The 14,458-nt window shown below is 70.7% G+C and carries 10 protein-coding genes; 5 read left to right on the top strand and 5 right to left on the bottom strand.

Translation table 11 applies throughout. From position 1 onward, the window contains the following. Positions 1-22: 22 nt before the first annotated feature. The 3 genes from U9R90_RS15230 to ssd are packed head-to-tail and all read right to left on the bottom strand — an operon-like array spanning position 23 to position 3,098. On the bottom strand, positions 23-862 hold the full coding sequence (locus U9R90_RS15230) for a type II secretion system F family protein (protein WP_411057752.1): 840 nt from the start codon (positions 860-862) through the stop codon (positions 23-25). Beyond that, positions 856-2,022 (bottom strand): TadA family conjugal transfer-associated ATPase, encoded by a 1,167-nt coding sequence (locus U9R90_RS15235; protein WP_411056974.1) that lies wholly within the window; start codon positions 2,020-2,022, stop codon positions 856-858. Before U9R90_RS15235 ends, U9R90_RS15230 begins: the two co-directional genes overlap by 7 nt. Then, complete coding sequence (ssd, locus tag U9R90_RS15240; protein ID WP_411056975.1) at positions 2,019-3,098, bottom strand: septum site-determining protein Ssd; 1,080 nt, start codon at positions 3,096-3,098, stop codon at positions 2,019-2,021. Before ssd ends, U9R90_RS15235 begins: the two co-directional genes overlap by 4 nt. Positions 3,099-3,664: 566 nt before the next feature. On the opposite strand from ssd, the gene U9R90_RS15245 reads away from it, so the two are divergent. Next, entirely contained in the window at positions 3,665-4,507 is an 843-nt protein-coding gene (locus U9R90_RS15245) for an HAD family hydrolase (RefSeq protein WP_411056976.1), read from the top strand. A gap of 378 nt (positions 4,508-4,885) precedes the next feature. Here the strand turns inward: U9R90_RS15245 and U9R90_RS15250 are convergent, their stop codons facing one another. Further along, positions 4,886-5,701 (bottom strand): oxidoreductase, encoded by an 816-nt coding sequence (locus U9R90_RS15250; RefSeq protein WP_411056977.1) that lies wholly within the window; start codon positions 5,699-5,701, stop codon positions 4,886-4,888. A gap of 101 nt (positions 5,702-5,802) precedes the next feature. On the opposite strand from U9R90_RS15250, the gene U9R90_RS15255 reads away from it, so the two are divergent. Then, positions 5,803-6,840 (top strand): ATP-binding protein, encoded by a 1,038-nt coding sequence (locus U9R90_RS15255; RefSeq protein ID WP_411056978.1) that lies wholly within the window; start codon positions 5,803-5,805, stop codon positions 6,838-6,840. Here the strand turns inward: U9R90_RS15255 and U9R90_RS15260 are convergent. Next, complete coding sequence (locus tag U9R90_RS15260; RefSeq protein ID WP_411056979.1) at positions 6,815-8,098, bottom strand: hypothetical protein; 1,284 nt, start codon at positions 8,096-8,098, stop codon at positions 6,815-6,817. The genes U9R90_RS15255 and U9R90_RS15260 overlap by 26 nt on opposite strands. 244 nt (positions 8,099-8,342) lie before the next feature. On the opposite strand from U9R90_RS15260, the gene U9R90_RS15265 reads away from it, so the two are divergent. The 3 genes from U9R90_RS15265 to nhaA all read left to right on the top strand — a co-directional run bounded on the left by U9R90_RS15265 (position 8,343) and on the right by nhaA (position 14,429). After that, a complete protein-coding gene (locus U9R90_RS15265) occupies positions 8,343-10,580 on the top strand; it encodes a bifunctional SulP family inorganic anion transporter/carbonic anhydrase (protein ID WP_411056980.1) in 2,238 nt (745 codons plus the stop codon). A 180-nt stretch (positions 10,581-10,760) separates the two neighbouring features. Further along, positions 10,761-12,758, top strand: a complete 1,998-nt coding sequence (acs, locus tag U9R90_RS15270) for an acetate--CoA ligase (protein WP_411056981.1) — start codon at positions 10,761-10,763, stop codon at positions 12,756-12,758. Positions 12,759-13,016: 258 nt separating this feature from the next. Further along, positions 13,017-14,429: a Na+/H+ antiporter NhaA gene (nhaA, locus tag U9R90_RS15275; RefSeq protein WP_411056982.1), complete on the top strand. Its 1,413-nt coding sequence runs from the start codon at positions 13,017-13,019 to the stop codon at positions 14,427-14,429. Positions 14,430-14,458 lie beyond the last annotated feature (29 nt).

The following is a 14,458-nucleotide window of genomic DNA, read 5'->3' on the forward strand; positions in this document are numbered from 1 at the left end:
GTCGAAGGGGGTCCCTCCCTGCTCAATGGGGTCTCCCCTGCTCGAGCGCAGCCGAGAGNAACAGGCACCCCAGCCCCGCCGGCGTATGCAGCAGCACACCCAGCGGGTCGGCACCGAGCGCGGTGCCCATCACCAGGCCCACCACGGGAAGCACCGCGAGCAGCACCGCCGTGGAGCGCGCTCCAGCCAACTGGGCGCGCAGATCGGCACGCTGGTCGCGCTCGGCCCGCAGGGCCCCTTCGAGTCGGCCGAGCCCCGCCGCGAGCCCGGCGCCGCGGTCCACCGCGACCCGCCAGCACGCCGCGAGCCCCAGCAGACCGTCCGCGCCCGGCTCCCGCGCCGCCTCGCGCAGCGCACCCGGCACATCACCGCCGAACCGCGCCGCGGCCAGCACCGCCGCCTCGGCCGCACCGAGCCCGCCCGAGTCACGAGCGGCGACGAGCAGCGCGGAACCCGGCTGCCGCCCCGCCCGCACCTCCCCGGCGAGCGCCCCGCACAGCACGATCACCGCATCGGCCCGCGCCTCCCGCTCCCGTCCCCGCTCGCGGGCCCGCAGCACCCGCCTCGCCAACGGCACCCCCAGCGCCCCGAGGACCAGCGGCACCACCGAATCGCCCAGGGCGGCGACCACCAACCCGGCCGCCAGGCACCACCATTCGCGCCGTGCACGAGCCCGCACCCAGGCCAGCCCCCGCTCCCACCCCGGGGCCGGAGCAGGCTGCGTGGAGCCACCCGCGACCATCAGGCCCGCCCGCCGCAGCCCCCGGTCCTGACCCACCGTCAACCACAGGGCCGCCATCCCCGCGCACACCGCCGCGGCGTACACCGGAGCCCCTGAAGCCACCTCGCCCGTCGTCACCAGGCACCCCCGAGAAGCCCCCGCAGCCGCTCCCAGCCCGGCCCGCGTACGAACCCCTCCGCACCCCACCGCAACGCGGGAACCGCCACCACCAGACCCGCGGCGTCCCGTTCCAGCACGTCCAGCTCGGCGATCCGGCGATGGCCCGTCCGGTCCCGTACGAGGTGGAGCACCACGGAGAGGGCCGCCGCCAACTGGCTGTGCAGGGCCGCCCGATCGAGGCCCGCCGCCGTGCCCAGCGCCTCCAGGCGCGCCGGAACGTCGGCCGCGGTGTTGGCATGCACCGTGCCGCAACCTCCCTCATGGCCGGTATTGAGGGCGGCGAGCAGATGGACGACCTCGGCACCCCGCACCTCCCCCACGACCAGCCGGTCGGGCCGCATCCGCAGCGCCTGCCGCACCAGGTCCCGCAGGGTCACCCGGCCCGCACCCTCCTGGTTCGCCGGCCGGGTCTCCAGGCGCACCACATGGGGGTGATCCGGCCGCAACTCGGCGGAGTCCTCGGCGAGCACGATCCGCTCCTCGGGACCCACCAGGCCCAGCAGAGCGCTGAGCAGAGTCGTCTTGCCCGACCCGGTGCCTCCGCTGATGAGCAGCGACGCCCGCGCCTCGACCAGCGCGCGCAGCACCCGGTCCCCTCCGGGCGGCACCGTCCCCGCGGCGAGCAACTCCGGCAGGGAGAACGCCCGCGGCCGCACCACCCGCAGCGAAAGGCAGGTAGAGCCGACCGCCACCGGCGGCAGTACGGCGTGCAGCCGGGTGCCGTCCGGAAGCCGAGCGTCCACCCAGGGCCGGGCGTCGTCGAGGCGCCGCCCGGCGACCGCCGCGAGCCGCTGGGCGAGCCGCCGTACCGCCCCGGCGTCCTCGAACGACACGTGCGTCAGCTCCAGGCCGTGCCCCCGGTCCACCCACACCCGGTCGGGCGCGGAGACCAGCACGTCGGTTACCTCGGGGTCCGCGAGCAGCGGCTCCAGCGGCCCACTGCCCACCAGCTCAGAGCGCAACTCACGTACCACTCCTAGCAGTTCGGAGTCGCCCAGCACCTGGCCCTGGGCCCGCAGCGCCTGGGCCACACCGGCCGGTGTCGGCTCGGCGCCGCTCCGCGCAAGCCACTGGCGCACCCCGTCCAGCAGCTCGCCGCTCCCCCGCGTCCCGGCGCTCATGACCCGCCCTCCACCGGAACCCGGCTCCAGAAGGCCGTACAGAACCGGGCCAGCGGACCCCGCCCGGCCCCAGCGGGCGGCGTATCCGAACCCAACAGGCCGGACTCCTCGGGCACTTCACCGGCGAGCGGCAGCTCAAGGAGCCGGGCCACCTCGACCGCGTCGAGACCGCCCGTGAAGGGGCCGCGCACCACGGCCCGCAGATCCCGCAGCACCATCCCCGCCGCCGCGGCCACCCGCCCGGCCGCCGCCACCGCACGCAGCTCCGCGGGCACCACCAAAAGGCCGAGGTCGAGCTGGGCCAGCGCCTCGGCGACCCCTTCGTCGACCCGGCGCGGGAGATCCACCACGACCACCCCGCCGCGCCTGCGCGCCGCGGCGAGCACCGCCCGCATCGCACCGGGCGGCACCACCACCGAGTCGCCGCGGTCCCAGCTGAGCACCCGCAGCGCGTGCAGTTCGGGCAGCGACTCCTCAAGCGCGCCGCTGCCGAGCCGTCCCCTGGACTGGGCGAAGGCGGGCCATCTCAGGCCCTGAGCGGTCTCTCCGCCGAGCAGCACATCGACCCCGCCGCCCAGCGGATCGGCGTCGATGAGCATCGTGCGCCGCCCGGACCTGGCCGCGGTGACCGCCAGCGCGCAGGCCAGCGTCGAGGCCCCGGCCCCGCCGCGCCCGCCCAGCACACCGACGGTCAGCGCCTGCCGCCCCACGCCCTCCGCCACATCGGCGATGCGGTCCACCAGCCACTGCTCGGCGTCCGGCAGCCGCAGCACATGGTCGGCTCCGATCTCCACCGCCCGCTGCCATACGTCCGGGTCGTCCTGGTCCCGTCCGACCAGGCACACCCCGCGTCTGCGCACCGCCCCACGCACCCGGGCCGCCGCGTCATCCCCGACCAGCACCAGCGGGGCCGCCTCCCAGCTGCCTCTGCGCTCCGGCACCCCGTGGTGCACCTCGGGCCGCGCCCCCGCCGCGGCGCACAGCCGCAGCAGGTCGTCGAGCAGCTCCACGTCCTCCGTGACGATCAGCGGTCCGCTGTGCTGCCCCGCGTCGGCCGCCAGCCGGTCACTCGTCATCGATCCAGCCACGATCCCCCGCCCCCTCTTACTCCGAGCCTCGCTGTGAACTCCGTCGTGAACATGTGAATCCCGCGCCCCCGTACTTGGCCGAGAACATGGCGCGAACCCGACCGCGAACAGGGCCGCGGCCGTGAACCGGACCGCGGACTTCGCGGCCCGGAATCACCATGAGCGGAACCCGGAAATCATGTGGATCTTGGTCGAAATCTGTGGACAACAGGGAGGGTGTGGATATCTCGCCCACCCATCCCAGTGACATCGGCGCGACTTTCACAGAGCAGCGCAACCACTACGCAGCGTGACGAGTCCAAGCAGATGGGAGACGGCGTCGACCCGGCGCAGAGCACGGGGAACGGGGCAAAAAAGAAGGGCCCAAACGGGCCCGGACATGCGACGACCCCCGCCGGGGGGGAGAGCGGGGGTCGTCCCCACGGTCCGACTCGGGGGGGGAGGAGCCAGACCGGGTTAGCACGGTCGCGAACGATCCGTGACTTCCATGGTGTACCCGAGAGCCTTCTCAGGCAAACCCACACGCCACAGCTTACGCCGAATGGTGGGCGCCTATGCTCGGGCTCGTGGAAAACCACTCCCTGCCCCACACCTCGCCCCGCACAGCGGCGTTCTTTGACCTGGACAAGACGGTCATTGCGAAGTCGAGCACCCTCACCTTCGGCAAGTCCTTCTATCAAGGAGGACTGATCAACCGGAGAGCGGTGTTGCGTACCGCATATGCCCAGTTCGTGTTCCTCGCGGGCGGCGCCGACCACGACCAGATGGAGCGCATGCGCGAGTACCTCTCGGCGCTCTGCCGCGGCTGGAACGTCCAGCAGGTCAAGGAGATCGTCGCCGAGACGCTGCACGACATCATCGACCCGATCATCTACGACGAGGCCGCCTCGCTCATCGAGAGCCATCACACCGCCGGGCGCGACGTGGTGATCGTGTCCACCTCGGGCGCGGAGGTGGTCGAGCCGATCGGTGAACTCCTGGGCGCCGACCGCGTGGTGGCCACCCGCATGGTCGTCGGCGACGACGGCTGCTTCACGGGTGAGGTGGAGTACTACGCGTACGGCCCGACCAAGGCCGAGGCGGTCAGGGAGCTCGCCAAGTCCGAGGGGTACGAGCTCGAGCGCTGCTACGCGTACAGCGACTCGGCCACCGACCTTCCGATGCTCAAGGCCGTCGGCCACCCGCACGCGGTCAACCCCGACCGCACCCTGCGCCGGGAGGCGCTCGCGCGGGACTGGCCGATTCTCGACTTCCATCACCCGGTCCGGCTGAAGCAGCGCGTGCCGTCGCTGCCGACTCCGTCCCGCCCGGCACTGCTGGCGGCCGCCGCCGTCGGTGCCGCGGCGGCCACCGCGGGCCTGGTCTGGTACACGAGCCGACGCCGGGCGCTCGCCTGAGCACGGAAGTCCGGTTCACCCGTATTTGAACCTAAAAGTAAAGAACTTCGCTCAGGGGTTTCGCTTCCTTGAGGACTGGAGTACAAAGGAGTCAACGGCCCGCGAGACCAAGGACATCCGAAAGGAAGACCTTTAACGCATTCACGGCCCCACGGACCGAGCATGGAAGCCGAGCACCCACGCGACGTCGACCCGTCGATTACGGGCCAGCCGCACCAGGCAACGGGCAAAGCACCCCGACCTGATGGGCAATATATCGAGGACGCTTGGTAACTGGGTGGACATGCCAGCGGCGGTACCTGTACGGGTACCGCCGCAACCCTGTTCAGGGGAAATTCCGGGGAGAAGCCGCCGTTTCGCCCGCGGCACCCGCGCCGACTACGCCGCCCCGCGCTGCAGCGCCTCGCAGACCGCCGTCGACTCCCTGACCCCCAGCTCGACCGCCTTCCCGCAGTGCGCGATCCACGCCGCCATGCCCTCCGGCGTACCGGACGCATAACCGTCGAGCGCCGCCACATAGGCGGCCCGCCCGAGCTCCGCGTACCCGGCCTCCGCCGGACAGATGGACTTCGGATCAAGGCCGCTGCCCACCAGCACCACCCGCTCGGCGGCCCGCGCCACCAGGCCGTTGTACGAGCCGAAGGGCCGCAGCGCGAGCAGCTCCCCGTGCACCACGGCCGCCATCACCAGCGCCGGCGCCGGACTACCCGCGATCACCAGCCCGGAGAGCCCCTCCAGGCGCCCCGCCACCTCTTCGGCGCCCGGAAGCGGAAGCTCGATCAGCGGCTCATCCACCGGCTCGGCACCCTGCCGGGGCCGGCCCACGGTGTCCTCCTGCGTCCCGGCCGCCACCAGATGCAGCCGCGCCAGCACCCGCAGCGGCGACTGCCGCCAGATGGACAGCAGCTGCCCGGCCTCCGCGGACAGCCGCAGCGCGGCACCGACCGTGCGCGCCTCGCCGTCACCGCTGAAGTCACTGCGCCTGCGCACCTCTTCGAGCGCCCAGTCGGACCCGGACAGCGCGGCGGAACCGCGCGCGCCACGCAACGCCGCCTCGGAGGTGATCTCGTTGCTGCGGCGCCGCATGACCCGGTGCCCGTAAACCCGGTCCACGGCCTTGCGTACGGACTCCACGGACTCGGCCACGCCCGGCAGGGCGCTCAGCGCGGCGAGGGGATCGGCTGGCGTACTCATAAGTACGACCCTACGCACCCCACGCGCACACCCCACGAAGGAGTGGTCTTCTTCACGCCGACCAACCGCACACAGCGATGACTCCACTACCCTTGGTGAACATGAAAATTGCTTTCGTGGGGAAGGGCGGCAGCGGCAAGACCACCCTGTCCTCGCTCTTCATCCGCCACCTCGCCGCCGCCGGAGCACCGGTCATCGCGGTCGACGCCGACATCAACCAGCACCTGGGCGCCGCGCTCGGCCTCGCCGAGGACCGGGCCGCCGCGTTGCCCGCGATGGGCGCGCAGCTGCCGCTGATCAAGGACTATCTGCGCGGCAGCAACCCGCGGATCGCCTCCGCCGAGACGATGATCAAGACAACGCCTCCGGGCCGGGGCTCGCGGCTGCTGCGGGTGCGCGAGGACAACCCGGTGTACGAGGCCTGCGCGCGACCTGTGGAACTCGACGGCAGCGCCGTGCGTTTGATGGTCACCGGCCCCTTCACCGAAGCCGATCTCGGTGTCTCCTGCTACCACTCCAAGGTCGGCGCGGTCGAGCTCTGCCTGAACCACCTGGTCGACGGTCGCGGCGAGTTCGTCGTCGTCGACATGACGGCGGGCTCGGACTCCTTCGCCTCCGGCATGTTCACCCGCTTCGACATGACCTTCCTGGTCGCCGAGCCGACCCGTAAGGGCGTCTCCGTCTACCGCCAGTACAAGGAGTACGCCCGGGACTTCGGCGTCGCCCTCGCCGTCGTCGGCAACAAGGTCCAGGGCCAGGACGACATCGACTTCCTGCGCGCGGAGGTGGGAGACGACCTGCTGGTGACGGTCGGGCAGTCCGACTGGGTGCGGGCGATGGAGAAGGGCCGCCCGCCGCGGTTCGAGGCGCTCGAAGCGCCCAACCGCGAGGCGCTCGCGGCGATGTCCGCCGCCGCCGACGCCTCGTACGAGCGGCGGGACTGGGAGCGCTACACCCGCCAGATGGTGCACTTCCATCTCAAGAACGCCGCGGGGTGGGGGAACGCGAAGACGGGTGCCGACCTGGCGGACCAGGTCGACCCCGACTTCGTCCTGCGCGAAGACACCCGCGAGGGCACCCGCGAGAGCACCCGCGAAGACACGCTGGCCGGTGCTACCGGTTCTCCCCAGCCGGCTTGACCCCTTCGGCGCCCGGGACACCCTTCGGCGCCGGGGCGGGCTGGGCGGAGAGATAGTCCGCCCAGCCTCGCTTCGGGGCCTGGCCCACGCCGAGCTTGCGCATCTTCGCCAGCACCTGTGGATCCTGAGCGTCCAACCAGTCGGCGAGTTGCCGGAAGGACACACAGCGCACATCGCTCTTGTTGCAGACGCGCTCGATGGTCTCCTCGATGGCACGCATATACGTGCCGCCGTTCCAGGACTCGAAGTGGTTGCCGATGATCAGCGGGGCCCGGTTGCCGTTGTAGGCACGCTCGAAGCCCTGGAGCAGCCCGTCGCGCATCTGATTGCCCCAGTACTCGTGCTTGGCGGGGTCGCCCTGCGAGGTGGTGCCCGACTGGTTGACCATGAAGTTGTAGTCCATCGTCAGCGTCTCGAAGGCCCGCCCCGGGACCGGGACCAGCTGCATCGACAGATCCCAGAGCCCGTCCTTCTTCTTGGGCCAAAGCTGGTTGTTGACGCCGCTGGTGTCATAGCGGAAGCCGAGTTGGCGCGCCGCCTGCATGAAGTTCCGCTGACCCTCCAGGCACGGGGTGCGGGCGCCGATCAGCTCCTTTTCGTAGTCGAACGGGAGCGGTTGGGCCTCGCTGGTGCCGGTGTTGGACTTCCACTCCTTCACAAAGGCCTTGGCCTGGGCGATCTCGCTCTTCCAGTCCTCGACGGACCACTGGCCGACCCCGCCGCCCTTGCCGCAGAAGTGCCCGTTGAAGTGAGTGCCGATCTCGTTGCCCTCGAGCCAGGCGCCGCGCAGTTGCTCCACGGTGTCCTTGATGCCCTGGCGGTCGTTGAAGCCGATGTCCGACCGGCCGGGCGAGTGCTGAGGCGGGTTGTAGAGGCCCTTCTTGTCCTCGGGCAGCATGTACACGCCGCTGAGGAAGTACGTCATCGTGGCGTTGTTGGCCTTGGCCACCTTGCGGAAGTACGAGAAGAGCTTCTGGCTGTCCTCGCCGGCCCCGTCCCAGGAGAAGACCACGAACTGCGGGGGCTTCTGACCGGGCTTCAGCTTCTTTGGCGTGGCCAGGTTCGGCTGCGCCCCGGTGAAGGCCGTGGAGCCGTCACCGATCAGCCGGACCGCGGCCTTCGGGGCCGGTGCGGGCTGCGCCTTCTTCGGGCCGTGAGCACCCTCGGTGGGGCGCGACTCGCCGCCCGCACAGCCGGACAGGGCTACGGCGCACGCGGCGACGGTGACACCCGCGACAAGCCTCTTGGTGGCGGCCATCATCCGCCCACCTCTTCCTTCGGGTCGGTTTCTGTTGACAGCGCCGCCCAACCTCGCACGGCATAACTGACCAAAAGGTGCGACAAGCCGCAGAAATGGCCTATTCACTCGTACGAGGGAAAGGTTGACCCATTTGCCCCGATAATCCTCCCCGATCCTTTACTCTGCATTACGGTCCGTTTACTGAGAGTTGAGAAAAGTCCGGGAGTTGAGACCATCCGGAATGCCGGAGGAGACGGGAAACATGTCCGCCTGCGTCCCCACCCGCCCCCGCAAGAGGTTCCGGATCTCCGGAGCCGATCTGTCCGCCTCGATCGCCGTCTTCCTGATCGCGCTGCCGCTGTCCCTCGGCATCGCGTTGGCCACCGGCGCCCCGCTCCAGGCGGGCCTGGTCGCCGCCGCCGTCGGCGGCTTGGTGGCCGGCCGCTTCGGTGGCGCGCCGCTCCAGGTGAGCGGCCCCGCGGCCGGGCTCACCGTGATCACCGCCGACCTCATCCAGCACTATGGCTGGCGCACCACCTGCGCCTTGACCGTCCTCGCCGGCCTGGCGCAACTCGCCCTGGCCTTCCTGCGGGTGGCCCGTTCCGCACTGGCCGTCAGCCCGGCGATCGTGCACGGCATGCTGGCCGGCATCGGGGTCACCATCGCCGTCGCCCAGCTGCACATCGTGCTGGGCGGCAATCCGCACAGCTCCGTCACCGACAACCTCCGGGAGCTGCCCGCCCAGCTGGCCGACCTGCACCCGGTCGCCCTGTCGATGAGCGCACTGACCCTCCTGGTGCTGCTGGCGTGGCCGCGCATTCCCGGACGGGTCGGCCGGGCCGTACGGAAGGTCCCGGCGCCGCTGGCCGCGGTGGCCGCCGCGACCGCGGTGGCCGCCGCGGCCGGACTCCGGCTGCCCCGGGTCGAACTGCCGTCGTGGCAGAGCCACGCACTGGCCGGACTCCCCGAAGGCCCGGTACTGGGCCTCATCGCGGCCGTCCTCACCATCACCCTGGTCGGCAGCGTCGAGTCACTGCTGTCGGCCGTCGCCGTGGACAAGCTGGCCACCGCGCGCAAGGGACCACCCGTGCCGCGCGCCAACCTCGACAAGGAACTGCGCGGCCAGGGCGCGGCGAACATCGTCTCCGGGGCGCTGGGCGGCCTGCCGATCACCGGCGTCGCGGTGCGCAGCGCCGCGAACGTCCGCGCAGGCGGTGTGAGCCGCAACTCCACGATGCTGCACGGCCTGTGGATCGTGGTCGCCGCGCTGCTCCTGGTGCCCGTACTCGATCTGATCCCGCTCGCGGCGTTGGCCGCACTGGTGATGGCTGTCGGCGTCCAGATGGTGTCCCTCACCCACATCCGCACCGTCACCCGGCACCGGGAAGTACTGGTCTACACGGCCACCACCCTCGCCGTGGTCTTCCTCGGCGTACTGGAAGGCGTGGCGATCGGCGTGGCGGTGGCGGTGGCCGTGGCGCTGCACCGACTGGCCCGCACCCGTATCACGTACACCGAACGGAACGGCATCCACCAGGTGCGGGTGCGCGGGCAGTTGACGTTCCTCGCGGTGCCGCGGCTGAGCCGCTCGCTGCATCTGGTGCCGCAGGGCTCCGACGCCGTGGTCGAGCTGGACGGCTCCTTCATGGACCACGCGGCGTACGAGACGCTGCAGGACTGGCAGGCGGCGCACACCGCGCGCGGCGGCACCGCCGAGCTGACCGGGCGCTCCGGAGCGCGGATCGCCGAACCCGCGTCCGGCTCCCACACCTGCTGCCGCCCCTGGACCCCCTGGCGCAACCACCGCTGCGACCGCCCGGCCGAGGCACCCCAGCGCGGGCACCAACTGGCCAGCGGCATCGGCGCGTTCCAACGCGATACGGCGCCCCTGGTCCGCCGCGAGCTGGCGCGGCTCGCCATCGAGGGGCAGCGGCCCTCGCAACTCTTCCTCACCTGCGCCGACTCCCGCCTGGTCACCTCGATGATCACCTCAAGCGGTCCGGGAGACCTGTTCGTCGTACGCAACGTGGGCAACCTCGTGCCGCTGCCCGGCCAGGAGAGCGGGGACGACTCGGTGGCGGCGGCGATCGAGTACGCGGTGGACGTGCTGAAGGTGGAGTCGATCACCGTGTGCGGACACTCCGGCTGCGGGGCCATGCAAGCGCTGCTGAACAGCCCTTCGGGAGTGGACCAGACACCGCTGCGGCGCTGGCTGCGGCACGGCGTGCCCAGCCTGGAGCGCATGGCGAGCCACAACCACTCCTGGGCGAGGATCGCTGGCCGGGCACCGGCCGACGCGGTCGAGCAGCTCTGTCTGACCAACGTGGTGCAGCAGTTGGAGCATCTGCGGTCCCATCCGGCGGTGACGTACGGCCTCGCCCAGGGCACGCTCCAGCTCCACGGCATGTACTTCCACGTGGGCGAGGCCCAGGCCTATCTGCTCGCCGACTGCGACCGGCTCTTCGACCGGGTGGCCCCCACCGCGTTGGAGCGCGCCTGAGCCACCACCACCTGTTTCCGTCGCACCTGAGCCACCACGACCTGTTTCCGCCGCGCCTGAACCACCACCCGTTCCCGTCCGTGAAAACGTATGGCACCACCCAGGCACCCCACCCACAGGCACAGGTCTAAACCAATTTCCGGCAAACCCTTGTCACCGAGGGCGCGCGTCTGATGAGGTGTGGTCTGGGACACAACGGACACCCTGGGAAAGGGAGATGTCGTGAGCAACGAAAGCCTGGCCAACCTGCTCAAGGAAGAGCGCAGGTTCGCGCCGCCCGCCGCGCTGGCCGAAGCCGCCAACGTCACGGCTCAGGCGTACGAACAGGCCAAGGCTGACCGGCTCGGCTTCTGGGCCGAGCAGGCGCGGCGGCTGAGTTGGGCGAGCGAGCCGACCGAGACCCTCGACTGGTCGAATCCGCCGTTCGCCAAGTGGTTCGCCGACGGGAAGCTCAACGTCGCGTACAACTGCGTGGACCGCCATGTCGAAGCGGGCCACGGCGAGCGGGTCGCCATCCACTTCGAGGGCGAGCCCGGCGACACCCGCAGCATCACGTACGCCGAGCTCAAGGACGAGGTCAGCAAGGCCGCGGGCGCGCTGACCGAGCTGGGTGTGCAGAAGGGCGACCGGGTCGCCATCTACATGCCGATGATCCCCGAGACCGCCGTGGCGATGCTGGCCTGCGCCCGCGTCGGTGCCGCGCACTCGGTCGTCTTCGGCGGCTTCTCGGCGGACGCCCTGGCCACCCGCATCGAGGACGCCGACGCCAAGGTCGTCATCACCGCGGACGGCGGCTACCGCCGCGGCAAGCCCGCCGCGCTGAAGCCCGCCGTGGACGCCGCCATCGAGCGGGTCGACCGGGTCCAGCACGTCCTGGTGGTACGCCGTACGGGCCAGGACGTCGACTGGAACGACAGCCGGGACGTGTGGTGGCACGAGATCACCGAGCGGCAGAGCGCCGAGCACACGCCCGAGGCCTTCGACGCCGAGCACCCGCTGTTCATCCTCTACACCTCGGGCACCACGGGTAAGCCGAAGGGCATCCTGCACACCTCCGGCGGCTACCTCACCCAGGCCGCGTACACCCACCACGCCGTCTTCGACCTCAAGCCGGAGTCCGACGTCTACTGGTGCACCGCCGACGTCGGCTGGGTGACCGGGCACTCGTACATCGTCTACGGGCCGCTGGCCAACGGCGCGACCCAGGTGATGTACGAGGGCACGCCCGACACCCCGCACCAGGGGCGCTTCTGGGAGATCGTCCAGAAGTACGGCGTCACGATCCTCTACACCGCGCCGACGGCGATCCGTACGTTCATGAAGTGGGGCGACGACATCCCGGCGAAGTTCGACCTGTCGAGCCTCAGGGTGCTCGGTACGGTCGGCGAGCCGATCAACCCGGAGGCCTGGGTCTGGTACCGCGAGCACATCGGCGCCGGAAAGTGCCCGATCGTGGACACCTGGTGGCAGACCGAGACCGGCGCCATGATGATCTCGCCGCTGCCGGGCGTGACGGAGACCAAGCCGGGCTCCGCGCAGCGCGCCCTGCCGGGCATCTCGGCCACCGTCGTCGACGACGAGGCGAACGAGGTACCCAACGGCGGCGGTGGCTATCTCGTCCTCACCGAGCCGTGGCCGTCCATGCTGCGCACCATCTGGGGCGACGACCAGCGCTTCCTCGACACCTACTGGTCGCGTTTCGAAGGCAAGTACTTCGCGGGCGACGGCGCCAAGAAGGACGACGACGGCGACATCTGGCTGCTCGGCCGGGTGGACGACGTGATGCTGGTCTCCGGCCACAACATCTCGACCACCGAGGTCGAGTCGGCCCTGGTCTCGCACCCCTCGGTCGCCGAGGCCGCGGTGGTCGGCGCCGCCGACGAGACCACCGGCCAGGCCATCGTCGCCTTCGTGATCCTGCGCGGTACGGCGGCGGAGACGGAGGGGCTGGTGGGCGAGCTGCGCGACCACGTGGGCGCGACGCTCGGCCCGATCGCCAAGCCCAAGCGGATTCTGCCGGTCGCCGAGCTGCCGAAGACCCGCTCCGGCAAGATCATGCGGCGACTGCTGCGCGATGTGGCCGAGAACCGCGAGCTGGGCGACGTCACCACGCTCACCGACTCCTCGGTGATGGCCCTGATCCAGACAAAACTGCCGAGCGCAGGCAGCGAGGACTGATCTCCAGCGACCTCCCGTAGGCCTCCTGGGCGGGCATCCGGCAACGAGCCGGGTGCCCGTTTCGCGCATAAGGTGACGATTGCCAGGTCAGTCCGCGCACACACCCGGTAGGGTGGGACCGCGTCAACAACGCGACAAGGGTTCGAAAGGTTGCTCCCCTGTAGCCGACGCGACAGATCCACAAAGGTGTGCCGGGAAGTCTGGTCGGCAATGCAGCAAGCGAACCCCGTTGCCGAACCGACCCGGAGGTCCTCACCCGTGGCCGCGCCCGCTCCCAGCAAGACCCAAAGCGACCAAGACCAAGCACTCGGACGCCCCTCACTCCGCGAACGGAACTTCATCGCGGAGCTTCTGCGCACCGAAACCGTCGGCGGCGTCCTGCTCCTCGCGGCCGCCATCGCCGCGCTGATCTGGGCGAACACCCCCCTCAGGGAGGGGTACGAGGCGGTCCGCGACTTCCACATCGGCCCGAGCGCGCTGGGCCTGGACCTGTCCATCCAGCACTGGGCGGCCGACGGCCTGCTCGCCGTCTTCTTCTTCGTCGCCGGTGTCGAACTCAAGCGCGAGCTGGTCGCCGGTGATCTACGCGATCCCAAGGCGGCCATCCTGCCGGTGGCCGCGGCGCTCTGCGGTATGGCCGCCCCCGCGCTGGTCTACGTCCTGACCAATGTGACCGGAAACGGCGCCCTGGACGGCTGGGCGGTCCCGACCGCCACCGACATCGCGTTCGCGCTCGCCGTACTCGCGGTCATCGGCACGTCACTGCCGTCCTCGCTGCGCGCCTTCCTGCTCACGCTGGCCGTCGTCGACGACCTCTTCGCGATCCTGATCATCGCGGTCTTCTTCAGCGAGGACCTGAACTTCGCGGCCCTCGGGGGCGCCGTCGTCGGCCTCGCCGTCTTCTGGCTGCTGCTCCGCAAGGGCGTACGCGGCTGGTACATCTACATCCCGCTGGCCGCCGTCATCTGGGGCCTGATGTACAACAGCGGCGTCCACGCCACCATCGCCGGTGTCGCGATGGGCCTGATGCTGCGCTGCACCACCCGCGAGGGTGAGCAGGAGTCCCCCGGCGAGCACATCGAGCACATGGTGCGCCCGCTGTCCGCGGGCTTCGCGGTGCCGATGTTCGCGCTGTTCTCGGCCGGTGTCGCGGTCTCCAGCGAGGCCCTCAACGACGTCTTCACCAAGCCCGAGACCCTGGGCGTCGTGCTCGGTCTGGTCCTGGGCAAGTCGCTCGGCATCTTCGGCGGTACGTGGCTCACCGTGCGGTTCACCAGGGCCCAGCTCAGCAAGGATCTGGCCTGGCCCGACGTCTTCGCGGTCGCCACGCTCGCCGGTATCGGCTTCACCGTCTCGCTGCTCATCGGCGAGCTCGCCTTCAAGGGTGACGCGGCGATGACCGAGGAGATCAAGGCGTCCGTCCTGGTCGGTTCGCTGATCGCCGCCGTCGCCGCGACCATCCTGCTGAAGGTCCGCAACGCCAAGTACCGCAGGCTGTGCGCGGACGAGGACCGCGACGACGACGCCGACGGCATCCCGGACGTTTACGAGATGGACAATCCCGACTACCACCTCCGGATGGCCGCGATCTACGAGAAGAAGGCCGCCGAGCACCGCAAGCTCGCCGAAGCGCGAGCCCAAGAGAGCGTAGAGGACCACAGTCCGGCATGATCTGATGCCAGATGTCGGCCACAGAAGAG

It is taken from the genome of Streptomyces sp. E11-3, from assembly GCF_046540415.1.
GTDB lineage: Bacteria > Actinomycetota > Actinomycetes > Streptomycetales > Streptomycetaceae > Streptomyces.

Bases quoted from the DNA above. Each gene is read 5' to 3' on its own strand.
- U9R90_RS15255 (WP_411056978.1), top strand. From the start codon at position 5,803: ATGAAAATTGCTTTCGTGGGGAAGGGCGGCAGCGGCAAGACCACCCTG.
- U9R90_RS15265 (WP_411056980.1), top strand. From the start codon at position 8,343: ATGTCCGCCTGCGTCCCCACCCGCCCCCGCAAGAGGTTCCGGATCTCC.
- U9R90_RS15245 (WP_411056976.1), top strand. From the start codon at position 3,665: ATGCTCGGGCTCGTGGAAAACCACTCCCTGCCCCACACCTCGCCCCGC.
- U9R90_RS15250 (WP_411056977.1), bottom strand. From the start codon at position 5,701: ATGAGTACGCCAGCCGATCCCCTCGCCGCGCTGAGCGCCCTGCCGGGC.
- U9R90_RS15235 (WP_411056974.1), bottom strand. From the start codon at position 2,022: ATGAGCGCCGGGACGCGGGGGAGCGGCGAGCTGCTGGACGGGGTGCGC.
- ssd (WP_411056975.1), bottom strand. From the start codon at position 3,098: ATGACGAGTGACCGGCTGGCGGCCGACGCGGGGCAGCACAGCGGACCG.
- U9R90_RS15260 (WP_411056979.1), bottom strand. From the start codon at position 8,098: ATGGCCGCCACCAAGAGGCTTGTCGCGGGTGTCACCGTCGCCGCGTGC.